The organism is Myxococcus sp. CA056 (assembly GCF_013336715.1).
GTDB classification, from domain to species: domain Bacteria; phylum Myxococcota; class Myxococcia; order Myxococcales; family Myxococcaceae; genus Myxococcus; species Myxococcus llanfairpwllgwyngyllgogerychwyrndrobwllllantysiliogogogochensis.
Genome location: NZ_JABUMT010000005.1, coordinates 157,545 through 181,178 on the forward strand (window position 1 = coordinate 157,545; position 23,634 = coordinate 181,178).

At 68.3% G+C, this 23,634-nt stretch carries 19 protein-coding genes and 1 tRNA gene; 11 read left to right on the forward strand and 9 right to left on the reverse strand.

The annotated features are described in order from the left end of the window. The first annotated feature begins 81 nt into the window (after positions 1-81). The 4 genes from HUA76_RS22895 to HUA76_RS22910 all read left to right on the forward strand — a co-directional run bounded on the left by HUA76_RS22895 (position 82) and on the right by HUA76_RS22910 (position 2,563). Positions 82-1,701: an Hsp70 family protein gene (locus HUA76_RS22895; protein WP_141641288.1), complete on the forward strand. Its 1,620-nt coding sequence runs from the start codon at positions 82-84 to the stop codon at positions 1,699-1,701. A 6-nt stretch (positions 1,702-1,707) separates the two neighbouring features. After that, entirely contained in the window at positions 1,708-2,133 is a 426-nt protein-coding gene (locus HUA76_RS22900) for a hypothetical protein (RefSeq protein ID WP_141641289.1), read from the forward strand. Positions 2,134-2,147: 14 nt separating this feature from the next. Beyond that, complete coding sequence (locus HUA76_RS22905) at positions 2,148-2,417, forward strand: hypothetical protein (RefSeq protein WP_141641290.1); 270 nt, start codon at positions 2,148-2,150, stop codon at positions 2,415-2,417. Positions 2,418-2,491: 74 nt separating this feature from the next. Then, a tRNA-Val gene (locus HUA76_RS22910) sits at positions 2,492-2,563 on the forward strand. A gap of 155 nt (positions 2,564-2,718) precedes the next feature. Here the strand turns inward: HUA76_RS22910 and HUA76_RS22915 are convergent. After that, a complete protein-coding gene (locus HUA76_RS22915) occupies positions 2,719-3,705 on the reverse strand; it encodes a TerC family protein (RefSeq protein ID WP_174455296.1) in 987 nt (328 codons plus the stop codon). A gap of 349 nt (positions 3,706-4,054) precedes the next feature. On the opposite strand from HUA76_RS22915, the gene HUA76_RS22920 reads away from it, so the two are divergent. From HUA76_RS22920 to HUA76_RS22940, 5 genes are all read left to right on the forward strand, one after another. Continuing rightward, the gene (locus HUA76_RS22920; RefSeq protein WP_174462070.1) at positions 4,055-5,125 is read left to right on the forward strand and encodes a carbohydrate-binding protein; all 1,071 of its coding nucleotides are present in this window, start codon (positions 4,055-4,057) and stop codon (positions 5,123-5,125) included. Positions 5,126-5,370: 245 nt separating this feature from the next. Beyond that, positions 5,371-6,987: a Rieske 2Fe-2S domain-containing protein gene (locus HUA76_RS22925; protein WP_174462071.1), complete on the forward strand. Its 1,617-nt coding sequence runs from the start codon at positions 5,371-5,373 to the stop codon at positions 6,985-6,987. Between the two features lie 348 nt (positions 6,988-7,335). Then, a complete protein-coding gene (locus HUA76_RS22930) occupies positions 7,336-8,637 on the forward strand; it encodes an ankyrin repeat domain-containing protein (RefSeq protein ID WP_254614415.1) in 1,302 nt (433 codons plus the stop codon). Between the two features lie 296 nt (positions 8,638-8,933). Then, complete coding sequence (locus HUA76_RS22935; protein ID WP_174462072.1) at positions 8,934-10,187, forward strand: carboxypeptidase-like regulatory domain-containing protein; 1,254 nt, start codon at positions 8,934-8,936, stop codon at positions 10,185-10,187. A gap of 468 nt (positions 10,188-10,655) precedes the next feature. Beyond that, the gene (locus HUA76_RS22940) at positions 10,656-11,243 is read left to right on the forward strand and encodes a hypothetical protein (RefSeq protein ID WP_174462073.1); all 588 of its coding nucleotides are present in this window, start codon (positions 10,656-10,658) and stop codon (positions 11,241-11,243) included. Positions 11,244-11,310: 67 nt separating this feature from the next. On the opposite strand, the gene HUA76_RS22945 is transcribed toward HUA76_RS22940, so the two are convergent. Continuing rightward, positions 11,311-12,894: a carboxypeptidase-like regulatory domain-containing protein gene (locus HUA76_RS22945; RefSeq protein WP_174462074.1), complete on the reverse strand. Its 1,584-nt coding sequence runs from the start codon at positions 12,892-12,894 to the stop codon at positions 11,311-11,313. Positions 12,895-13,062: 168 nt separating this feature from the next. On the opposite strand from HUA76_RS22945, the gene HUA76_RS22950 reads away from it, so the two are divergent. After that, positions 13,063-14,208 carry a mannosyltransferase family protein gene (locus tag HUA76_RS22950; RefSeq protein ID WP_174462075.1) on the forward strand — a complete coding sequence of 382 codons (1,146 nt, stop codon included), beginning with the start codon at positions 13,063-13,065 and terminating at the stop codon, positions 14,206-14,208. Between the two features lie 27 nt (positions 14,209-14,235). Here the strand turns inward: HUA76_RS22950 and HUA76_RS22955 are convergent, their stop codons facing one another. The 6 genes from HUA76_RS22955 to HUA76_RS22980 all read right to left on the reverse strand — a co-directional run bounded on the left by HUA76_RS22955 (position 14,236) and on the right by HUA76_RS22980 (position 21,893). Then, the gene (locus tag HUA76_RS22955; protein ID WP_174462076.1) at positions 14,236-16,116 is read right to left on the reverse strand and encodes a Vps62-related protein; all 1,881 of its coding nucleotides are present in this window, start codon (positions 16,114-16,116) and stop codon (positions 14,236-14,238) included. An 85-nt stretch (positions 16,117-16,201) separates the two neighbouring features. Then, on the reverse strand, positions 16,202-16,780 hold the full coding sequence (locus HUA76_RS22960) for a hypothetical protein (RefSeq protein ID WP_371823509.1): 579 nt from the start codon (positions 16,778-16,780) through the stop codon (positions 16,202-16,204). A gap of 143 nt (positions 16,781-16,923) precedes the next feature. Next, entirely contained in the window at positions 16,924-18,054 is a 1,131-nt protein-coding gene (locus HUA76_RS22965) for a hypothetical protein (protein ID WP_141644544.1), read from the reverse strand. 33 nt (positions 18,055-18,087) lie between these two features. Further along, entirely contained in the window at positions 18,088-19,188 is a 1,101-nt protein-coding gene (locus HUA76_RS22970) for a hypothetical protein (protein ID WP_141644543.1), read from the reverse strand. Further along, positions 19,185-20,435: a glycosyltransferase family 2 protein gene (locus HUA76_RS22975; protein WP_174455306.1), complete on the reverse strand. Its 1,251-nt coding sequence runs from the start codon at positions 20,433-20,435 to the stop codon at positions 19,185-19,187. The genes HUA76_RS22970 and HUA76_RS22975 overlap by 4 nt, the downstream gene beginning before the upstream one ends. Before the next feature lie 243 nt (positions 20,436-20,678). Further along, positions 20,679-21,893, reverse strand: a complete 1,215-nt coding sequence (locus tag HUA76_RS22980) for a phosphatase domain-containing protein (protein WP_141644541.1) — start codon at positions 21,891-21,893, stop codon at positions 20,679-20,681. Between the two features lie 83 nt (positions 21,894-21,976). Here HUA76_RS22980 and HUA76_RS22985 point away from each other — a divergent pair, with 83 nt between their 5' ends. Beyond that, entirely contained in the window at positions 21,977-22,756 is a 780-nt protein-coding gene (locus HUA76_RS22985; RefSeq protein WP_141644540.1) for a 4'-phosphopantetheinyl transferase superfamily protein, read from the forward strand. A gap of 3 nt (positions 22,757-22,759) precedes the next feature. On the opposite strand, the gene HUA76_RS22990 is transcribed toward HUA76_RS22985, so the two are convergent. Further along, positions 22,760-23,545: a thioesterase II family protein gene (locus HUA76_RS22990; RefSeq protein WP_141644539.1), complete on the reverse strand. Its 786-nt coding sequence runs from the start codon at positions 23,543-23,545 to the stop codon at positions 22,760-22,762. Positions 23,546-23,634: the final 89 nt, after the last annotated feature.

Below are 23,634 nucleotides of genomic sequence, written 5' to 3' on the forward strand. Positions count from 1 at the left end.
CCAGAAACGCGCGCGCGAAGTCGCGACGTGATACAGAGTGGGACGAGGGCGTGCGTCTTGTGACCCGCGCCTGTGAACTTCATGGCGGACAGACCTCGCATCGTCGGGATTGACCTGGGCACCACCAACACGCTGGTGGCGTCCGTGCGCAACCGCATCCCGAAGATCGTCCCCACGGACCGCGGCAATCTCATCCTCCCCTCCGTCGTCGCCCTGTCGTCCAAGGGTGACCTGCTGGTGGGTGGGGTGGCCAAGGATCAGATGGTCACCAACCCCCGCAACACGCTGTGGGGGACCAAGCGGCTCATCGGACGGAAGTACCATTCCAAGTCCGTGGAAGACCTCCGCGGTGCCTTCCCGTACGACATCGTCGAAGGCCCTGGCGGTGACGCCGCGGTGATGTTGGACGGCAAGCTCTACTCGCTGCCCCAGGTCTCCAGCTTCGTGTTGTCCCAGCTGAAGACCATCGCCGAGCAGTTCCTGGGCGGCCCCATCGACGCGGCCGTCATCTCCGTCCCGGCCTACTACAACGACAACCAGCGCCAGGCGGTGAAGGAGGCGGGCCGGTTGGCCGGCTTCGACGTCAAGCGCATCGTCAACGAGCCGACGGCGGCGGCGCTGGCCTACGGCTTCAACCGGGGCCTGGACCAGAAGATCCTCGTCTATGACCTGGGCGGCGGCACCTTCGACGTCTCCGTCCTGCACCTGTCCGGCAATGTCTTCGAGGTGCTCGCGACGGGCGGCGATACCTTCCTGGGCGGCGCGGACTTCGACAACCGCATCATGGAGTACGTGCTGGAGCGCTTCCGCGAGGAGACCAAGGTCGACCTCGCCGAGAACCCCATCGCGCTCCAGCGCATCAAGAACGCCGCCGAGGCGGCGAAGATCGACCTGACGCTCATCCCCAACGTCGTCATCGACCTGCCCTTCATCGACGAGCGCAAGGGCAAGCCGTTGGACCTGCGCATCCCCCTGACGCGCGAGTTCCTCAACAGCCTCACCGGCGACCTGGTGGACCGGACGTTCGACATCTGTGATCGCGTGCTGGCGGAGAAGGGCATCGCCCGCTCGGAGATCGACGAGATCATCCTCGTCGGCGGGCAGAGCCGGATGCCGCTCGTGCAGCAGAAGATCCAGGCGCACTTCGGCAAGCCGCCTCGCAAGGGCGTGCACCCCGACGAGTGCGTGGCCCTGGGCGCGGCGCTGCTGGGTGACTCGCTGGGCAGCATCGACGCGGTGACGCTGCTGGACGCGCTGTCCATGCCCATTGGCTACGCGCTGCCCAATGGCCGCGTGAAGCGCATCATCGAGAAGAACTCGCTCATCCCCATGGTGAAGAGCTTCCGCCTGCCTCCTCCCAAGGAGCCCGGCGCGCCCTTCATCGAGCTGGACATCTTCCAGGGCGACAGCGACCTGATGGTGGACAACGAGTACCTGGGCACCGTCCGTGTTCCTTCCGCCGCCGCCGGTCGCAAGATCGACTTCCGCCTCACCGAGGAGTGTCTGCTCCAGGTGATGGTGGAAGAGGCCAGCGGCATGCGGAAGGTGGACCTGGCGACCCGAGACACCCCGGAGCAGCTCAAGAAGGCGCTCCAGGAGGTCGTCATCAAGCGCGACACCCAGCCGGTGCCCAGCTCCAACGGCACCAACGATGACCGGGGCCTCCTCTCGAGCATCAAGAGCATCTTCCGGAGAGGTTAGTGGGGCATGGCGAAGTTCCCGTCGAAAGAGTGGCTGGACGAAGCGGTCCGGCTCACGAACGAAGATCCCGAGTGCGCGGTGGCCGGCAGGGGCTGGAAGGGCGACTTCGGGGCGGTCATCGAAGCGGAGCCCGGCAAGCTGGCGAAGGCGTTCGTCATCCACGTCGTCCCCGGTGACTGCCGCATCGAGAAGGCGCGTGTGCTCGCGGACCCGGACGACCTGGATGAGCTCGAGCCCATCTATCTGGCGCGCGCCCCGTACACCGTCTGGAAGCAGCTGCTCCAGGGGACGTTGGACCCGGTGGAGGCGGTGCTCAAGCGCCGCATCACCATGAAGGGTGACCTGCAGCCGCTCATCGAGCGCATGAAGTACAAGGGCATCGCGGACCGAGTCTTCGCGAAGCTGCAGACGCAGTTCGTCGACGAGCCGTAGGCCGGGGGGCAATCATGGGTATCCGTGACGACTTGAAGAAGCAGGCGCTGGAGGTCTCCAGCAAGGCGGTGGAGAAGCTGATGGCCGACGAGAGTCGCGCCATGGCCATCGCCAACGCCATTGGCAAGGTTCAGCGTGGCAAACAGGCGCTGGACCGGGGCCAGGAGGAGCTGTTGAAGGCGTTCCACTTCGCGCCGCGCAGCGAGTTCAAGGCCGTGGGAAAGCAGCTCTCCGGACTCAAGCGTCGGCTGCGCGAACTGGAAGAGAAGCTGGATGGGCTGTAGTTGAAATTGCGTTGACACCCACGGGGGCAGATGGCATTTACCCCCTCGTCGCGTCTCGGTCGCACACGAAGCGCGGGCGCATAGCTCAGTGGTAGAGCACTGCCTTCACACGGCAGGGGTCGCAGGTTCAAGCCCTGCTGCGCCCAACAGAAGAGGCCGTGAATCCAAGGGGAAACCCAAGGGTTCACGGCCTCTTCGCTTTTCGGCTCAGGCGGCGCCGGATGTCTCTTCGGAGCGTCGGCTCGGCGCGCCCGGGCATGGACTCCCAGGCGCGCCGCGAGTTCCCCGTGCGGGGTGGACTTCAGCCCTCCGACGGCTTGGCGAGCGGCTCGGCGCCGGGCGTCACCGGCGCGTGGGGCGGCGTGTTCCGCGACTTGATCAGCGACGCGACGATGCTGAGGCCCAGCAGGCCCGCGATGACGCCCAGGGACACCGCGGGGTGGATCTTCACGAAGTCGATGATGGCCATCTTCGTGCCCACGAAGACGAGCACGCCCGACAGGCCCACCTTCAGGTAGCTGAACTTCTCCACCGCCCCGGCCAGGAGGAAGAACAGCGAGCGCAGGCCGAGGATGGCGAAGATGTTGGACGTGAAGACGATGAATGGATCCCGCGTGACGGCGAAGATGGCGGGGATGGAGTCGAGCGCGAAGAGGATGTCCGACGCCTCCACCAGGATGAGCGCCATCAACAGCGGCGTGGCCAGCTTGCGTCCGTTTTCCACGGTGAAGAAGTGGTGCCCGTCGAAGCGGGGCGTGGAGGGAATGGTCCGCCGCGCCATCTTCATCATCCACCCGTCCTCCGGGTGGTCCTCCTTGTTGCGCTGGAAGAAGAGCTTCAGGCCCGTGAGGATGAGGAACGCGCCGAAGACGTAGATGAGCCAGTGGAAGCGCTCCAGCATGGCCACGCCCGCGAAGATCATGATGGCCCGCAGGACCAGCGCGCTGAGGATGCCCCAGAAGAGCACCCGGTGCTGGTACAGCGCGGGGATTCGCAGCGCGGAGAAGATGACGACGAAGACGAAGATGTTGTCGACGGAGAGCGACTTCTCGATGAGGTAGCCGGTGAGGAACTCCACCGCCGGACCCCCGCCGAACTTCCACCACAGCCCCGCGTTGAACACGAGCGCCAGGCTGATCCACACCGTGCTCCAGCCCAGCGCCTCCTTGAAGCCGACCGCGTGGGCCTTCCGGTGGAAGACGCCCAGGTCCAGGGCGAGCATGGCGATGACGAAGGCAATGAAGCCGCCCCACAGGGCGGGACTGCCGACGGTTTGTAGGGATTCCATAGGTGGATTTCAGATAAGAGCGCCCGTTCTCATCGACAAATAGGGATTCCGGTTGCGCTCCATCGAGAAAACCTAAGAGATGCCGGGAGCGGATGGAGGCCTGTCCCGGGAGGGGCCAGCCCGAGGGGGGCTGGAGCGGGCGACGCTGGCTGGGGAAGGGTTGCGGGACGTGGTGGGTTTCGGCCCGTCCGGTTGGAACTCGACAGTCACCGGGCCATTGAGACCAACCAGGCGTCCGCGCTCGGAGGCATTTCTGGCCTCCGGCGGGATGGGCGCGGCGAGGGCTCGCAGGGCGATTGGCGTCCGCGGCTCCTGTCACCTCGTGGCCCCCCGAAGAAGGACCGCCCTTTTGACCCGGAACCGTCTTCTCTCCTCGATTTGCGGGGCCTTGCTTGCCCTGTCCGCCACGGCTTGTGGCGCTGACTCCTCTGGTACGACGTCTCCTGGCAGTGGCACCGAGCCACCTTCCGAGCAGCCCCAGGTCCCCACGCCTGATCCCACTCCCACGCCGGACCCGACGCCCAATCCGGACCCGACGCCAACCCCCACTCCCACGCCGGACCCGACTCCCAATCCGGACCCGACGCCGACGCCCGATCCAGATCCGACGCCAACTCCCAATCCGGACCCCACGCCCGAGCAGCCAGGCGCGGACGCGTTCGGCGTGACGATGCTCTATCCCTCCAAGGCAGGGGGCGAGGCCTGGTCACTGTCGGACAACCCCACGTCGGACTCGCGGTTCGATCCCCAGGGCACCATCACCCGCAACTCGGATGGCTCCTGGAAGATGAAGAGCAGCCAGGTTCGCATGGGTGTCACCACGTCGACGGGTTACTCGGCGGCGAAGATCCCCACCTATGACCGGGACGTGTTGGCCAGCCGTGGCTACATGCAGGCGGCGAACGATTGGAAGAACCTGGAGATGACGGGCTTCGTGAAGCTCAACTCCGCCTCCGACGGCTCGGACAACTTCGACTGGTATGCGCGGGGCGGGAAGCACAACGACAAGGAGTCGGGCTGCGAGGGCAGCAGCTACAAGGGTGGTCTGCACTACGACGGCCGTGCCCGCTGGCAGAAGGAGACGTGGCACGTGTCCTACGAGCAGGCGCCCTACAAGCCCGCGACGTCGGCGTTGAAGGGCCGCTGGGTGGGCTTCAAGGCGGTGATGCGCAACACCACCGTCAGCGGCAAGGAGGCCGTGAAGCTGGAGCTGTACGTCAACGAGAACGCCGACAAGGTGACGTGGAAGAAGGTCCACGACATGGTCGACGCGGGAGACTGGGGCGGTGACGCCGAGCACTGCGGTGGTTCCGTCGGTCCCATGCCCATCACCTGGGGTGGCCCCATCGCCACGTTCCGCTGGGACAACGCGGAGGACGTCGACTTCAAGTGGCTGTCCGTTCGTGAAATCCAGCCGTAGTTGATGCGGCGTCACGGACCGCGGTGGACGCGGCCGTGTCAGGGCGCGGAGGGCGGAAGCCTTCCGCGCCCTTTTTCGTGTCCGGGGGCTTCATGTCTCCGCGCCAACGAGGTGCGAGACCCCAAGGCAGGTGGCCGGAGTGTCCGGGAACGCGCAGCCTTCTTCGCGCCGGCGCGGGAGCGGACGGCATCCGAGGGTGTGGGCGCGGCGCTTCGCCGGTCCACTTCGGGCGAGGGGCGGCGTTCATGCGAATCACCTTCCTGGGCCATGCGGGCTTCGCCGTGGAAACCGCGCGGAGCGTCGTCGTCATGGACCCGTGGCTCACCGAGCGGGGAGCTTTCGACTCGGCGTGGATGCAGCTTCCGCGCAACCACCACCTGGCGCCGCGCGTGCGCGAGCTGTTGGAGACGCCGGGCCGGGAGCGCTTCCTCTACGTCAGCCACGAGCACAAGGACCACTTCGACCCGGAGTTCCTGGCCACGCTCCAGCGCCGCGACTTCACGGTGGTGATTCCTCGCTTCCTGCGCTCGGAGCTACAGGACATCTTCGCGAAGTACGGCTGCAAGCGCGTCATCGCCTGTGAGGATGGCCGCGAAATCCCCTTCAAGGGGGGCTACCTCAAGCTCTACGTGTCGGAGCAGGGCACCAACCGGGACTCGGCCGTCATGGTGCGAGGGGACGGCCAGTGCTTCATCAACCTCAATGACTGCAAGCTGCATGACCGCCTGGCGCGCATCACCGAGGAGGAGGGGCCCATCGACGTCTTCACGGCCCAGTTCTCCGGCGCCATCTGGCATCCCACCTGTTACGAGTACTCGCCGGAGACGTACGCGGCCATCTCGCTGAAGAAGCGCGACAGCAAGTTCGAGGCGGTGGCGCGGGCGCTGGAGGTGGTGCGCCCTCGGGCCTACCTCGCGTCCGCGGGGCCGGCGTGCTTCCTGGACCCGACGCTGTTCCACCTCAACTTCGAGAAGGTGAACATCTTCCCCAATGCCACCACGCTGTTCAGGTTCCTGGAGCAGCGCCTGCCGGGGGCCGCGTCGAAGTACCTGGAGCCGATGCCCGGGGACGTGCTGGACATCGGCTCGCTGGACTTCGTCTCGCTGGACCAGGAGCGCGTGACGCAGGAGGGCTTCGATGCGTACCTCCGGAAATACGCGGACGACATGGCGCCGCTGTTCCGGGAGCGCCGCCGCAACATGCTGCGCGCGGAGGTGGATGAGATTCACGCGCGGCTGCGCGTGGAGCTGCAGCGCAAGCTGGACCTGTTGGACCTGCACGAGCGCGTGGGCATGCCCCTGTACGTGGAGCTGACGGAGTTGCCGGAGCGGTTGTTGCGGGTGGACTTCAAGGGCCGGCGCGTGGACGAGGTCTCCGAGCTTCGCGAGACGACGCGCTACACGATGAAGGTCTCCGCCGCGGACATGGTGCGAGTGCTCGACAGGAAGCTGACGTGGGAGGACTTCCTGCTGTCGTTCCGCCTGCGGCTGAGCCGGTCGCCAGACGTCTATGAGCCCATCCTCCATGGCTTCCTGGGGGTGGAAATCGAAGACATGCGCGCCTTCTGCGAAGGCGTGCGCTCCACGGAGTCGCAGCGCGAGCGGACGGTGGTGTCCGTGGGGCAGAAGCGCTTCTCCGTGCAGCGGTTCTGTCCGCATCAGGGCGCGGACCTGGCGGAGGGCTGGGTGGAGGAGGGCAAGTACCTCGTCTGTCCTCGCCACCGCTGGCAGTTCGACCTGGACAACGGAGGTCGCTGCTTGATGAATGGCTCCACGCTCTGCGCGGAGCCGGCGACGGACGTCGTTCCCGAGGAGACGGAGAAGCCCACCGTCCCCGCGCCAGTCGTCGAGCCTCGCGTGTAGCTCGCGGACGCGAGGTGTGAGGTGGGGCGCTCAGGGCTCGAAGCTGACGCCGCCCTGAGCGAGGAATGGATGCCAATGCGCGCCAGCCTCGCGTTCACGGTGGCGTTCAGCTCTCCCGCCGGACCGAAGCACTCGATGAATCAATGCCGCCCGAGGTTTTCCATGGATGGCTTGGAATGGGCTGGCAGGAGGAGCGTCTGACCCGCTCGGGAATCCCTGGGTTCTGGTGGATGTCTGTCTGTGTATCGGAATGAATCCGGGGATTCATGGGAGCCGGTGGATTCATCAGGCGTCCCTGGGTGAAAAGGTGAGCCCGGCGGCCGGTATGGGCGGTATTTTCGGTCCGCCATGTCTCATGCCCCCAAGCCCCCGAAGAAGATGGATGTCGCCAGGCTGATGAAGAAGGTGGACGGCCTGCTCGACGAGTCGCCGCCTCAACTGGATGACGCGGTTCCCCTTCTGCGCCAGGTGCTGGAGGCCGAGCCAGAGCGACTGATGGCGTTGCACTCCCTGAGCTGGGCGCTGGACGCCTCGCGTCGCACCGATCCGCGTCGCTGGGAGCGAACGCTGAAGGCGGAGCACTGGAGGGCCAGGGACCGCGTCCTCGAGCTGACGCGAGGCACCCGGGCCGGTGGCGACCTGAGCGATGCCCAGCGGGCGCGCTCGCTGGCCCTGAGCCTGTGGGCGGAGGAGGTCGTCGGGGGCAGTCCCACGGACGCCCAGCTCGACGCCGTGGAGGCCGCGTTGGAGGAGGCCGAGGGGCTGCGCCCGCTGCCGGACCATGCGCGGGCGCGCCGGGGGCTCGACGCCTGGCGCACCTTGCGGAAGGGCCCGGGGACGAAGGGCTACGAGAAGCTGCTCGCCGTGCTGGAAGCGGCGCCCGAGCAGCGAACCCTCGACGTGGAGGACGACGGCCCGGATTGCTTCAGCGGTCTGCAGGGGGCCTTCTCCGACGAGGGCTTCGTGGCGTGGCTGCGAAAGCAGAAGCCGGCGGCGCGGCCCAAGGGGAAGAAGGCCCGTCAGCTTGACGCGGGCCTGCTGCTCGCGGCGGGGCAGGACGCCGCCCCGTTCTTCGGCCCGGGCTTCGGCGGAGGTCGAGTGGCCCGGGTGCTGGCCTTGCGCGCGCTGGGCGCGAACCTGGACGTCCAGGACGAGGATGAGCAGGGGCTGCTCCACCTGGCCGCCCGCGTGGATGACGCGGCGCTGGTGCGGGAGTTGCTCGCCCTGGGACTCTCCACGTCCGCCGTCGCCGCCGAGTCGGCCACGCCGCTGCACCTCGCGGCCGAGGATGGCGCGGTCTCCTGCATCCCCGTGCTCGTCAAGGGCGGAGCCCAGGTGGACGCGCTCGACGAGAATGGACGCACCCCGCTCTTCAACGCCCAGGTGCCTGAGGTGGCCCAGGCACTGCTCGACGTGGGCGCCGACCCCAACGGGGGCGATGGCTGGACACCGCTGCACCAGCACGTGTGCTTCCTGGACCGGGAGCCGGTCATCGAGCTCCTCCTTCGCGCGGGCGCGGACGTCACGCGCAAGGACGCGGGGGAGAAGACCCCCGCCCAGGAAGCGCTGCGCCACAAGAACCCGCGGCTCGCCGAACTCCTGGGGGCGCCGCGGCCGCCGGGCGGAAGGAAAGCCACGCTGGCGAAATGATGAGACCTGGTTCGCCCCGGCGCTTGCGGGAATCCCGTATGCGCTGGGGTCGGACGTCGATGTTTGTGGCATTCCATGTCACACGCCGCCAGCTGAGAGGCATTGTTTGTAGCGCTTCATGTCACATGAGGGTCCCGCCTGCCGTGGGTCGTGTGTGGCATGGCTGTGTTTGGATGGATATTGACGCCGGGATTGGAACGCCTGTGACAGTCGTGGCAACGTCAGATGAATCACATATCGTGCTCCTGGGTGTCATCGAGCCCGATGCCACCTCTCTCCCAATCCGGAGGTATGTGATGTCTCTGTCGAGAATCGCTGGCAAGCAGTGGCTATGGTTGTGCGGTCTGCTCGGAGGCGCGGTGGTGCTCGGTGGCGGCTGTGGCGCGCCTGACGCGGAGGTCGAGCCTCAGCCCTCCGTGGAGCAGGCGCGTCCGCTCGTCCAGTGTACGCCCTCGTCGACGGGCCTGACGGCCTGTGGCGTCGTCACGACGGCCACGGGCGCGCCGGTCGCTGGCGCGATGGTGGACCTGCGTGGCATTGGGACGCTCACGGCCGCGGATGGCTCATTCTCCGTGTCCGCGCCGGCGCCGATGGGCTCCGCGCTGACCATCACCGCGCCGGGGTACATGCCCCACGTCGGCGCCATCACGCGCAACGTGCTCGGGGCCCGGTTCGTGCTCCACACGCTCCACCGTCAGACCTTCACTGGCGGCACCCCCACGGTGGCGGACCCGCGCAGCGGCGCCTCCATCCAGGTGAACCTGAGCGCGCTCCAGGGACCCTCCGGTGAGCAGCCCCTCCCCCCGTTCACGGTGGGCGTGCGCTACATCGACACGGGCCTGCTCGCGATGCCGGGCGCGGACGCCGCCATCAACCGCGCGGGCCAGACGGTCTTCCTGGAGTCGCGTGGCGCCATCTACACGGAGGTGCGCGACGCCAAGGGCACCCTGCTCAAGCTGCGCGCGGGCGCGACGGCCCGCATCTTCATCCCGCTCACCAACGACATGGCCGGCTCCGCGCCGAGCTCCATCGCGCTGTGGTCCATGGGTGTCGGCACCAACGTGTGGAACCAGCAGGCCGCCCCCGCCACGCGGGCGCCCAACCCGACGCAGTGCGGGGTGCGTGAGACCGTCACGTGTGACCCTGACGACTGCAGCCGCATCTCGTCCACCGGCTTCGGGGGCAACACCAGCGAGATTGGCTTCGTCAATGCGGACATCGAAAAGACGAACCCCGCCTGTCTGCGCGTGGTGGTGAACGCCGCGTCGCTGCCGCCCGGCACCGTGCTGCCCATCTGCCTGGAGCTGGAGATTCCGATCCCCACCGGTGGGACGCAGACGCGCAACATGTGCGTGGGGGCGGGCACCGACGTCCTCTACAACCTGCCGGCCAACGTCAACGTCACCGTGCGCCAGGCCTCGGGCTTCGGGTGTCCGCCGCCGCCCAGCGGCAGCGTGACGGTGAACACGGGCGCGCCGTGGGGCGGCGCCGGCGTGCCTGCTTCCCCCGGCCAGTGCAACGGCGTGCTGACGCTGCCGCCGCTGCCTTGACCTGAGTCGATGGTTGCAAGGGGCTCCGGCGTGCTCGCGCGCCGGGGCCTTGTCGTCGCCGAAATGAAGGGTGCCGTGTCCGGAAAGGTCGCCGTCCAGCAGCCGACAGCCATCCGCGACTGACAGGCGATTACGAGCCCCCGCCCGAACGGAGACCATCCCGGCCTCCGAATGCGTGCCATTCCCACAGGGCGAACCCCCTTCCGTCGACGTCGTGTGGCTGTCATTGGCGCGGGGGTCGCGCGCGACGCCGTCATGCTTGTTCGGGGCGACCGCTGGGGAGCGCCTCGCAACGCCGCGGTGACCGTCGCGCCTTCCATGCCGCCAGCCCTGCCGCTGAGTTCCCCGCGCTCCGCGCTGCTCCAGGGCGCGCTGACGGGCCTGGCGCCGCCGCGTGGTTTTTCTGTCCGGGCTTGATGCGTGCTCGGGCTCGAAGCAGCTTCACCACCCCAGTCGGAGGTATCCCAGATGAGGGATGTCGCGCATTCCACCCTGTCTCTCCATGAGTCCCGAAGCAGTGCGGCGGAGCTCGTCCGGAGCATCCTGCCCATCCTCTATGGCGTCGACGAGCGCCCGCCTCGGGCGGCCGCGACGAAGCACTACCATCCCGATGCCACCTTCCAGGATCCGCTCCTCTCGGTGCAGGGAATCGAGAGCATCCGGCGGCTCGTCTACGTCAACCGGGCGTTCCTCACGGACTGCCGCATCGTGTTCGGGGATGTCGCGGAGACCGTCCGTCCGGATGGCTCGCACGTCGTGCTGGCCGACGTGACGTGCACGCTGGTCTTCAAGCACTTCCTCCTGTGGCGCCCCTGGCAGAAGCTGGTCGGGGACTCCTTCACCTATCAAGCGGTGCACAAGGTCGTGCTCGACGAGGACCTCAAGGTCACCGCGCATGAAGAGCATTTCAGCGTGAGGTCCGTGCTCGATACCGTCCCGGTGGGCCGCGCGCTGTATGCGCTGCTCCGCAAGGTGGATGCCGGCTGTACGTCGGACTTCGGCTACACGCTGAACCAGTACATCGCCGGGGACCGGTCCATCCGCACCGTGCTCTGAAGTGTCGCCCGCGCGCTTCGGCCCTCGCCGAGGCGCGCCGGGACCCGACGCGAGGGCTTCGCGCGAGTCAGGGCGTCCGGGCCAGCGTGTCCGCCTTGAGGTGTCCCAGGTCCGTGCGAGCCCCGCCCTCGATGACGAAGGGGCGCTTGTCGAGACTTCCCTCCATCGTCAGGAAGTGATCTCCGGGCGGAAGACCCGCCACGATGAAGCGCCCGTCCGCCCCCCGGAAGGACATGGGGTGGTAGAGCCAGTCGTCGACGTTCAGGCGCGGGCCCACGACATACGTCCCCTCCTGGGTGACGTCGACGTGGCCGACGACGGCGCCGGTGTCCTCCAAGCGGATGTCCGCGACCACCCGCTGGCCCTCGGTGGCCGTGACGGTGACGCTGCCGGCGCGGCCGTCATCGAGCCACGCATGGACGGTCTGCGTCCCCATGACGGGATTCACCACGAAGGCCGAGCCCTCGAAGCGGATCTGGCTGAAGTAGCGAGGGCTCTGACTGCAGCCTCTCCAGTACTGGGTGGGCTTCATCACGGAGATGCGTGCCCCCTTCGCGGGCGTGCCGTCCGGCATGAGGACATGACCCGCCAGCTCGAAGTAGTGCGGCACCGGAGGATGGGGTGGCCCGATGGTGACTCCGTGGACGTTCGAGTCATACGGAACCTTGATGGACAGCGGGACTCCGGGGGCCAATTCCACCTTCTTCCATCCGTCGAGGGTCGACCAGCCGTGGACGCCGCTCACGTGCGCGGTGTGGCTTCCCACCTCGACGTTGCCGGTCCAACCGCCATCGTCCTGACGCCGCAGCGGAACGCCGACGGAGACGGATTCGATGACATCCACGTTGTTGGACTTCTTGAACCGGGACCAGCGGCGATTGCGGCTGCGCGAGGGTTGGACTGTCACGGTGGTGAAGCCCGCGAACTGGATGTCCAGCCGAGCCTCCTCTCCCGCTTTGACGTCGAGGTCGCGACCCAGCCCCTGGCCCTCGTGGGAGAAGGGATGGATGTAGACGGGGCCCGGCGAAACGCCATCCAGGCGGTAGTGGCCTTGCGCGTCCGTGATGGCCTGGGTGGGCATCCACTTCTCGACCGAGCGCTCGCCCCTGGCCATCAATCGCACCCCCTGGGCGGGCGTCCCATCGAGCTTGAGCACCTGTCCGGTGACGGTGGCGCCAGGAGGCAGCGCCAGGTGGGCGGTGATGGTTCCTCCGGCGACGAGCCCCACGTCCGGCACGCAGTCCTCGCCATGCCCCGCGCCGCGCGCGCAGAGGTGGAAGTGACCGGGGAGCGCAGCGGGGAACCGCGCCAGACCCTGCTCATCCGTGAGCGCGGACTCCAAGGGATTGGCCAGGTCGACGGGCTCGCGAATGATGGCGACCATGGCTCCCGCGAGCGGCCGCTGATCCTGGGCGGAGACGACGCGGACCTCGGCGAGTCCCGTCCCATCCCGCGTGGGCGGCGTCAGAGGTGGACGAGGGCTGGGTGCGGAGGGGCTCGCGTGAGGGGCCGCGGGTTGGAGGGGCACGGGCGTGACGGCGGCCGGAGGAGGCGGACGGATTCGTGCCGTCAGCTCCTGGCGCAGCAGCGCGGCGACTCCGAGGGCCGTCACGACTCCCGCGGTCGCGACCCAGCCAGCCTTTGCACGCATGATGTGGACCTCCCAGGCTCCTCGCACCCGCGCAACCTGGGCGAGACAGATGAGACTACCATTCCCGGGGTCGTTCTGGGCACGGCCGCCGGGGTCTTCCCCGCTGTGAAGGGCGAGGGAGTAGGGTAGGGTGTCCGCCGTTCCCGCACCCTCGGATTTCTCCACCGCATGTCCACCGATGTTCCTGTTTCAGGAGAGGCGCCGCTGCCTATGTCCCTGGGCGCGCGGTTGCGCGTGCTGGGCGCGGAGCTGGCCTTTCCCGTGGGGCTCTTCTTCTTCAGCCGTCTGGCCTTGTTGCTGCTCGCGCGCGTATCGCTCGCGTTCGACAACAGGCTCCACCGCGCGCCCTTCCAGCAGGTGGGCCCGGCGGGGCTGGATGCGTTCTGTCGATGGGACTGTGGTTGGTACATGGAGATCGCGCAGAAGGGCTACGAGCGCCCCCAGGCCACGAACTTCTTCCCGCTGCTGCCCATGTTGGGGCGACTGGTGCGAGACGCCACGGGCCTGAGCATCCAGGTCTCGTTGGTGCTGGTGGCCAACGTCGCCGGGTTGTTGGGACTCATCGTCCTGTATCGGCTGTTTCGCGCGCTGGAAGGCGAGGAGGCGGCCCGTGTCTCGCTGCTGCTCTTCACGGCGTATCCCTTCGCCTTCTTCCAGTCCGCGGGCTACCCCGAGTCGTGGATGGTGTTCCTCACCGCGCTCGCGCTGCTCTTGAGCCTGCGCGGCTGTCACTGGTGGGCGGCGCTCGCCCTGGGCTTCGGCGGTCTGGCGCGGCACCTGTCCCTGGCGGCGGGCCTGTCCCTCTTGTTCCAGCAGGTGCGCTCTCGTGGGGGCGGGCTTCGGGCGTGGTTCCACCGCGACATGCTCGCGCTGGCGATACCGCTGGTGATGACCTCGCTCTACTTCGTCTTCCTCTGGCGGAAGTTCGGAGACCCGCAGATCTGGTGGAAGGTGCGCGGAGGCGAGTGGGCGGGGGCCTGGGCGGGGCTGCTGACCTGGTGGAAGGGTGACTGGGCGCCCGAGGTCAGCCTCTACGTGGCGCTCTCCTTCGTCCCCGGCGTGGGGGCCTTGCTGCTCCTGGCGCGCCGGCGCTGGTGGGCGCTGGCGGCCTTTGGCGTTCCGCTGATGCTCGTGTTGTGGACCGTCGGGCTGGTGGGCCTGGGCCGCTACAGCGCGGCTGCGTGGCCCGCCTTCCTGCCCCTGGGAGCCTGGCTCGGCCGGCACCCCGCGCTGCGAGGGCCCGTGGTGCTCGGCTTCGCGCTGTTCCAGGGCATGCTCGTCTTCCTCTTCGTCCACGCGTACCCCATCAACTAGGGCCGCAAGGCGAGTGCCCCTCTCGTGTCAGTCGAGGGGCAGGAAGTCCGGCCGTGACGCGCTCTTCGACATGGGGCCGGTGGGCCCGTCGTTGAGGACGCACTCCCCCGCGATGGGCTCGGAGACCTCGCAGCCCGACTTCGGGTTTCCCCAGCGCTCGGTGCGGTTCAGCCACGCCAGGCTCCCCTCGAAGGTGCCCGGCGTGCGCCAGTCGAAGGGCACCAGCGCGCTCCACGTGTCCCAGGCGATGCCGCGTCCGGTGTCATCCGCCAGGAAGTCGCCGTTGGGCAACTGCCGGTAGATGTGTCGGGCGGCATCCGCGTAGACGCCGTGGGAGCCCTGGGCTGAGAAGAGCTCCGGCCGCCAGCCCAGCAAGCCCATGCCCTTGTCGCCATAGGTGAAGGTCTGCCCGTTGGAGTGCTGGCTCAGGTAGACCTGCGACGGCCGGCCCTCCACGAAGCGCACCGTCGCGTGCTCCCAATCCCCCACGTGGTTGCCGAAGGTGGAATAGCCCCCCACGCAACCCCAGGGGGAGTACCAGCCAATGCAGACGCGCTTGCCATTGTTGTACGGGTAGAACATCCAATACACCACGTCGGTCGTGGACGTGGGCAGCCCATTCACGGTGCGGGTGATGAGCTCCGCATAGACAGGCACGGGCGCCTGGTTCGGCCGCTGCCCATCCAGGAACTGCGGGTCCGTACACGAGTCACAGCCCAGGGCCTGGTTCGTCACCTGATGGCCGCCCTCCACGTGGACGTTGGCGAGGTGGAACTCCGTGGAGGAGGGGAAGTACGCCTCGCCGGGGTGCATCCACACGCGAGGGGCGAAGGCCGCCGCCGTCGCGGCGCTCACGGGCAGCCCCTGGAGCTCCGGGTGCGCCGTCGCGCTCTTGTTGAGGGCCCAGTAGCGACTGCCTCCCGTGTCGGAGTGACTGGGCCGTGCCACGAAGGTGGCGACAGGCAGTCCCCGGTGGTCCCTGGCGTTGCTCTGCCAGAGGCCCACGTCGTTGTTCGCGCCAGAGCCGCTGTCGTTCCACACGGCGCCAGGGTCGGCGGCCACCACGTACTCGCTCTTGAGGCAGCGGATGAGGTCCGTGGAGGGCTTGCCGTAACCCAGCACCCCGACCGCGCCCAGGCAGGTGTAGCCGGCGGGCGCCACGGGCTCCCAGAACGAGCCATCGTGGGTTCCTCCGGAGCCCTTGTCGTCCCAGACCCAGACGTAGTCCACGGGGCGGGCGAGCAGGTCTCCCTCGCCCTGCACCACGAGCGCTGTCGCGGGAGCGGGCCCTCCGCCGCCGTTGGGCATCGCGACATCGCCGAGTGAGTAATAGCCGGGCGCCTGGGCGAGGTTGGGGCGCCAGATGGAGACGTCGTTGTTGGAGCCCGTGCCGCTGTCGTCGTAGATCCACTGGAAGGTCGACACGGGCTTCAAGAGCAGTCGCTGGCTGAAGCGCAGCGGCGCCCTGTCGGAGGCGAGAGTGAGGTCCGCGCTCTGGCCCGGTGAAGCGGTCGCCGCGACGAGCTTGTAGGTGCCCGGGGCCAGGGAGAGGGACACGCGCGCGCCCAGGTTGCCCGCGCTGTTGTCGTCCTCCGCGAGCACGTTGCCGCTGGCATCGAGCAGGTAGAGGTACGCATCCACGGACGAGGTGAGGGTGAAGGTCACCGTCGCCGTGGGGCCCGCGTGGTCGACGAAGAACGTGCGGTTGCCGGGATGGGTGGGATTGCGTCCACCAGAGCCGAGCCATCGCCCATACACGGTGTTGCCCTGGAGTCCCGTGAGGGCGGCCTCCGTGTCGCGCGGCGACGTGTCTTCGACGGCCTCCAGCGAACCGCCACACCCCAGCGCGCCCACTCCCAACGACGACAGCACGAGCCAGCGGAGTGAACCCAGACGTCCAGCGAGCATACGGGCCTCTTCATGTCCCTGCGTGGACGCGCAGGATGCCCTCAAGTCTCTTCAAGACACCAGTCTGGCACCTGGAAGGAATGCGTCAGGGTGGGGGGACTCGGAGCTGGAGCGTCAATCGCACGTTGTCCGAGCGCAGGCCCACGGGACCGTCGAGCGCGAGGGCCTCTGGGGGAAGGTCGCCCTCCCAGACCAGCGAGTCGTCCGCCCAGACGCGCAACGTCACTCCGGCCAGCTCGGCGCGCAGGGTGTGTTCCTCTCCCTTGGAGGGCGCGCTCACCGCGCTGCGTCGGAACGGGCGGACGGTGACATAGCCTCGATTGCCACAATCACTGCTGTGGTGCTGGTCGGGGTTGCGCTTGTAGTTGACGACGATGTCCGCCTTCGGAGCCAAGCGCCACATCACGTACAGCACGTTGCAGCCGTCGCGTGCGCGCAGCTTGAGGCCTGCCTGCTGTCGCTGTTCTCCGGACTGCAGGGCCCGCTGCTCGCTGGAGGAGCCTCGGAGCGAGAAGCGCAGCTCCGCGCGTGACGTCGTGTTCGTGCCGGGAACGATGGCTCGCAGCCGTGCGCCTTCCACGTCGAGCCGTCCATCGGTCCGTTCGCGCAGCGCGCCCTGCGTGACCCGCAACTTCGACAAGGGCACCGGGGCGAAGGTCGTCACACGTTCCTTCTTCCGCGCGCCCGCGCCTCGGATGGCGCCGGGACTCTGGGCGTCACCGGGCGGAGGCCGAGCCCACCCGAGGACAGAGAGCACTCCGAACCCCAGACAGGCCACGAGGACACGGCTCGGGGCCCTGGCCGACATCAGGGACGCGTCGTCCCGAGGAAGGACGTGAGCGCCTCCACGTGCGCCGTCAGGTACGCCTGCTCCGCGCGCAACCGCGCCAGCTCCAGGAGGAGGTAGTCGCGGAAGCGGCGAATCTCACGCGTCTGGAGTGCTTCCACTTCGCGAAGCTGTCCCTCCAGGTCCGACACGAGCGCGGAGACCTCCCTCAGCCGAGCCTCCTCCGTCCGATGCCGCGAGCGCAGCTCCACCAGCAACTCGGAGATCTTCTGATGCACGCCGTCCACGTCATTCGTCGTCGAACGACGACGACCGTCGCGGGCCCGGGCATTCGCCTTGCCTTGCCACAGGTGGCCCAGGTCATACGTCAGCATGACCTGCCCGAAGAGGGGGACTTCCTGCTCCACGTCGAAGACCTCGTCATACCCTCCGCGCACGCTCAGCTCCCACGCCTTGGCGCGGCGCAGGCTTCCGGTGGCGACCTCCACCGCGTCATCCGCCGCGCGCAGCTCCTCCAGCAAGGGCTCCAGTCGCTGTCCGCGAGGAAACTCGGGGCGCGACGCCAGGCGCTCTCGCGCCAGCGCGGTGTCCGTGCTCAGGGAGCGCAGGTTGTCCAGGCGCACCTGCATCGCGTTGAGTTCTTCCAGCGTCGCCCGGCCGTCCCGGAGGTCCGCGCGCAAGGCGTTGACGAGCTCCTCGGCGCGGGGCAGGGCGTCCTGGAGGACGCGGGCCCGGGCTTCCAGCGCCGAGTCCTCACCCAGCCCCATGCCCTGTCTCACCGCCGCCTGGAGCGAGGAGAGCGCCTGGTGTCGGCGGCACTCCGCCGCCGCGCGTCGGTGAATCTTGTGGCCCCGGTACAGGCCCACGAAGTCGTAGCTCAGGCCCGCCGTCACCCGCAGCTTCGGCTTGCCAAGAGGGACGCCGCCCTCGGCCTCACCGGTGTTCACCACGCCAAAGCTGCCGAACACCTCGGGTGCCAGCTCCAGCGCGGCCTCCGCGTCGCCCAGTCCTTGAACCCAGTCGCAGTAGCCCGCGGCGCGCTGCTCCACGCGGGCGTCGGGAGTGGCCGACTCGGTGGGCTGCTCCGCGTGGGCCGCCGGGGTTCGCGCGGCGAGCAACACCAACACGCCACAAGTGAGAGTCTTCCGCATGGGGCTTCTCCACGTCTTCATGTGCGCATGCCCTCACAGCACCAGGGGCGCGCGGCCCAGGTGCAGCAGGTCCTCGCGCGCCGACGCGGAGTCCGTGAGCTTCACCTCCACCATCACCCCGCGCAGCATGTGCTGACGGATGGGGTGTTTGATGGAGACCTCACCCTCCAGCACCCGGCCCACGACGCCCACCTCGCGGCACCAGATGACCTTCGCGGCGCACGCGAAGAGGGGCGTGCCCACGGCCGCGTTGTTCAGGTTCTCGTACGGCACGAAGGCCACCGTCAGGTCCTTCTCGATGGCGCGCAGATAGGGCGAGGCTCGCAGCGACACGATGAGCGCCTCGTAGCGCTGGGACACGTCGTCGAGCGCCTTCAGGTCATGCTCCAGGCTTCGCAGCGTCGCCACGGCGCGGGCCTGCTCCAGCACCGAGTGCGTGTACTCGCGCTCCAGGAGCAGCACGTCCGGAGTGATTCCCACGGGCGTGCCGTCCTTGCCCATGCCGTTCTGCACCGCCGTCAGCCCCGCGAGCTCCCGATGGAGCGAGTCGACTCGAGTCTCCATGTCCACCGTGGTCTGCGCGAGGGCCAGGTTGCTCTGCGCCAGCTGCGCCAGGTGGTGATTGATGGTGAGCTTGTCCTCCTGCTGGAGCAGCCGCGCGCCATACATCGCGTCCGTGCGTGCGCGGGACAGCCCCGCGTAGGCCCGGTTGGACTTGAGGATCTCCTCACGGGCCCGGCCGTACTCATGGCGCAGGGAGGCCAGTCGCTTCGCGGCGCGGTCCTTGGATGCACGCTCGCCGCGCAGGGCCACCAGGAAGCGCTGTTGGAAGGCGCGCTCCGCGGACACGGTGCGCTCCGCATCCTCGATGCGGTTCTCCACCGCGCGCCGCTCGGCGACGACGTGGTCTCTCGCCGACGTCTGCGCCGCGAGCTGCGTGTTCAGTGAGAGGATTTGCGGGTCCGTGGGGGACACCACCGTGGGCGTCACCCAGCCATGGCTCAGGAGGAAGAAGCCCTGGACCGCGAGGAAGGACACCAGCGCCGCCAGGATGATCCCCAGGAGCACCGAGCCCAGGAGCTTGTACGTGGACACGGCGATGGCATTGATGCGATTCGCGACACGTTGGTTCATGGCGAGCCCTCTCCGGCGGGGTTGGGCGGCAGTCCGCTCCGGTTTTCTTCGGTGGAGGGAGCCGGGGCGACGCTGGGGCTGCCCCGCGTCTCCCAACTCCCGGAGTCCAGTGTCAGCAGTGCCAACGGCGTGAAGAGCGCGTACGTCACCGGCATCAGCAGCGCCATGGGCAGGAAGCACGCCCCGTGCACGCGTCGGTCCTCGGGCAGATGCCGCGTCTCCAGTCGGTAGATGATTCCCAGCAACCCGATGACGAGGAAGTGGAACGAGAGGATGTCCAGGAACTCGCCGGTGAGGACGTTGTGGACGATGACGACGGGGTAGGCGAGCAGCAGCGCGAGCTGGGACACGTAGTGGATGGTGATGACCGGGTGCAGGCGCCACGCGTGGGACAGGCCGCCGAGCAGGTCCACCAGGTTGGAGCGCCGCCACCGCAGCTGCTGGGAGAAGTAGCCGGCCAGCGTCGCGGGCGCGGCGGTGAAGCAGAACGCGTCCAGCGTGTAGACCGTCTCGTAGTCGTGCTTGACGATCTGCCGCGTGAGGAACCGGTCCTCGCCGTATTTGATGGGTATGCCGGCGATGGAGCGCGCCTCCAGGATGGGCTCCAGCTCCAGGAGCACATGCCGGCGATACGCGGTGAGGCAGCCGGACAGACACATCACCTGGCGGAAGCTGCGCTCCAGGTCCTTCAGCCACTGCTGGGCGAAGTGGAACTTGATTTCCACCATCCGCGTCAGCCAGTTCTGGTGCCGGTTCGTCACGTACGTCCGTCCGCCCACCGCCGCGATGCGGGAGCTGACGAAGCGGCGCACGAGGTTGCGCACCGCGGAGCGGTCCACGATGACGTCGGAGTCCACCGAGACGATGATCTCCGCGTCGACCGCGGCCTTCACGCCCCGGTTGATGCCCTTGCGCTTGCCCATGTTCTCCGGGTTGCGCATGACCAGGACATTGGAGTGTCCCTCCGCGGCCTTCAGGGCCCACGTGTAGCTGTCATCGTTGGAGCAGTCGTCCACCACCACGATTTGCAGCAGGTCGCTGGGGTAGTCCTGCTCCAGCAGGCTGCGGATGGCGTGGAAGATGCCTTTCCCCTCGTTGAAGAGGGGGATGACGATGGCGACGCGAGGCCGGTACGTGTCGTCCACCCGGTCGATGCTGGACCCGCGCAGGCGCCGCAGGAACGGACCGAGGATGTAGCGGTTCATCAAGACGACGATGAACAGCAGCTGGATGGGAAAGAGCTCCATCAGGTCCCGTCCCCCATCACGCCGCCACCCCTTCCCCGTGGCGGCCCGCGCCGCCCCCATTTCTCCCATGAGGGAGCGGGGGGAAAGTTGGTGGGGGTTGGGCCCACGCCAACTGCCCCCAGGGACGGTGGAAGGGGATTGCTCACCCAGGCGTCATCGCGCGCCGGAGGCCGTCCGGTACGCGTCAGCGCGCCGGGCCCGGAGGGCACCCCCGAGCTTCTCGTGCTCGACGCCTGGGAGGCGTCAGTGCGCCGCGGGAGGCGACGGAGACGTCAGCGCGTCCGCGCGCTGGAGGTCCCGGGTCAGCTCCACCTTGCGGGCATCTCGCTGGGCCGCGGAGGTGAAGGCGATGCCCTCCATCGACTCGCGCGCGGCGATGGCCACCCGAGCCAGTCCGTCGCGGGAGATGAGGCCCAGCGCGAAGGCCTCCAGCGCGGCGCCCACATAGGTGTCGAAGAAGTGGATGCGCTTCTCGCGCCACGCGCGCCGGGTGGTCTCCGGGGTGTCCACCACGTCGTGGATGAACACGGCGTGGACGGCGTGCGGGGCGGCGGTGAGCATCTTGTCGCCGAACTCCACGTCGCCCTGTCCGCTGTCGCCCACGAAGACGAAGCCGTACTCCGGGAAGACGCGCACGTAGCGCTGGAAGTTGTCGAACTTCTTCGCGGCGATGCGGGAGTTGCCCAGCAGGTGGGTGAGGCTGCCGGAGAGCACGACATGGGGCGGGACGCCGTGCTTGCGCAGGGAGTCGAAGGTCAGGTTCTCCACCGCGCCCAGCGGGTCCATGGGCCGGGCCGTGACGAAGGTGAGGTCGCCCTCCCGGCCGGGGATGATGCCCGGGCCGCGGTCCAGTTCCGCGTAGAAGGCGAGCACGCCCGGGTACACGGTCTTGGATGGGTACCGGGTGTCCTTGAGGTTGGCGAAGAAGGTGTCGTCGATGTCGCTGAGGACCTTGTTCTCGCCACTGGGTGCCGCTTCGCCCTCGCGGAGGATGTGCGCGAGGATCTCCTCGCGCAGCGCCGGGTCGTCCACGTCGTCGAAGAGGAGCTTCTCCAGGTCCTGGTGGTTGTTGCCGGCGTCGAGCAGGTTCTTGAAGGCGGTCAGCTCTCGGCCGTGCACGCTCAGGAACATGTCGCGCAGGGCGCGCTCCGCGGTGGCGGGGGTGCCCCCGCGCTGGAGCGCTGTCACCAGGCTTGCGCGCACCGGCAGGGCCAATTGGGCGGCGCGCTCGCGACAGAGCATCGTCAACAGGGCGGTGTGGTGGTCCGGCCCGAAGATGCGGTCATCCATGTCCCCCAGCAGGGACTCGAGGTCGATGTTGGCCAGGAGGTAGTTCAGCTCGGCGGCGTTGGCGTCGCGCAGGAGGTCCAGGATGCGACGCTCCTCGCTGGTATCGGTGTGGCCGGCCATGAGCGTGCGCAGCGTCTCCAGCTTCTTCGTCGCGGCGTGCGGATCCATGTTGCTCCCCCCATTCCGGCGCGAGGCCGGACTTGGAGTTCCGAGCCTACGCGGGGTGCGGCCCGGCGTGGTAGAGGTGAGGCATGTCGACTGTCGCCGTTCCGCTGGAGCTTCGTCCGGACGAAGTCCATGTGTGGATTGTCGAGCCCGAGCGCATCCAGGAACAGCGGCTCCTGGACGCCTACTGGGGGCTGTTGGATTCAGGGGAGCGCGAGAAGCAGAAGCGCTTCCGCTTCGAGCGTCACCAGCGGCAATACCTGGTGAGTCACGCGCTGGTGCGGCTGACGCTGTCGCGCTACGCGCCGGTGGCGCCCTCGGCGTGGAGCTTCTCGACCAACGCATACGGGAGGCCGGAGGTGCGGGGTGAGTGGGGCGCGCGGCTGCGCTTCAACCTGTCGCACACGGACGGCATGGCGCTGGTGGCGGTGGGGCTCGACGCGGAGCTGGGCGCGGATGTGGAAGATGCCCAGCGGCCGGGCGAGACGGTGGAGATCGCCGACCACTTCTTCGCCCCCCCGGAGATCTCCGCCCTCCGGGCCCTGCCCGCCGCCGAGCAGCGCGGGCGCTTCTTCGAGTACTGGACGCTCAAGGAGTCCTACATCAAGGCCCGGGGCGCGGGGCTGTCCCTGCCGCTGGACCAGTTCGCCTTCCACCTGGAGGCCGGCAAGGAGCCGCGCATCTCCTTCGATGCGCGGATGGTGGACACGCCGGAGACCTGGCGCTTCATGCAGCTGCGTCCCTCCGAACGCCATCAAGCGGCGGTGGCGATGCGGGGGCCAAGGGAGCGGCCCTTCCGCGTGAGGTGGCAGTTCACCGTGCCGCTGGAGTCGGACGCGCCGCCCCGCTTCGACGAGGCGGCGTGAGCCTCAGGCCGGAGCGGCCATCCAGCGCGTGAGGTCCTCGCCCAGCGCGGCGAGCATCGCGGGCTGCTGCTTACGCAGGAAGAAGTGGCCGCCCTCGAAGTGGCGGATGCGGAAGTCGGCGTTGCGCGTCTCCTCGCGCCACGTCTCCAGGCGCGCGAGGGACACGTGCTTGTCCTCGGTGCCGCCCATGACGGAGATGGGCACGTCGAGCTTCACGGGCCCGGGGCCGTTCTCCCACCACGCGAGCGCGAAGTCCGCGCGCAGGGTGGGCACCAGCAGCTCCAGCAGCTCCCGGTGCTGGAGGATCTCCTCCGGCGTGCCGTCATAGCGCCGCAGCTCTTCGATGAACTGCTCCTGCGGCAGGTGGTGGATGGGCTTGCGGTCCGACTCGCGGGGCGCGCCGGACGCGGCCAGCACCAGGCCCCGGGGCAGCGGGCCGTTGCGCGCCTGCAGGCGCCGCGTCAGCTCCAGGGAGATGCGCGAGCCCATGCTGTAGCCGAAGAAGGCGAACGGCTTGTCCAGCAGCGGAGCGAGCACCGGCAGCAGCACGTCCATCAGCGCGGACATGTTGTCGAAGGGCTTCTCCATCAACCGCCGCTCACGGCCGGGCAGCTGTACCGCGCACAGCTCCACGCCCGGAGGCAGGCCTCCCTGCCAGCCGCTGTAGATGGACGCGCTGCCTCCGGCGAACGGCAGGCAGAACAGCCGCAGGCGAGGGTCTGTCAGCGGCTTCCGGGAGGGAAACCAACGTTCGGGAGAGTTCGGGTTCGGGGTGGGAGCACTGGGCATGGCGGTATGGTTCTGTCGCACAGCCGAGGAAAACGGGTCAAGGCCCCGGTACTTCGAGCGTGTTGAAGACTTCTACCCAGCGTACAGGA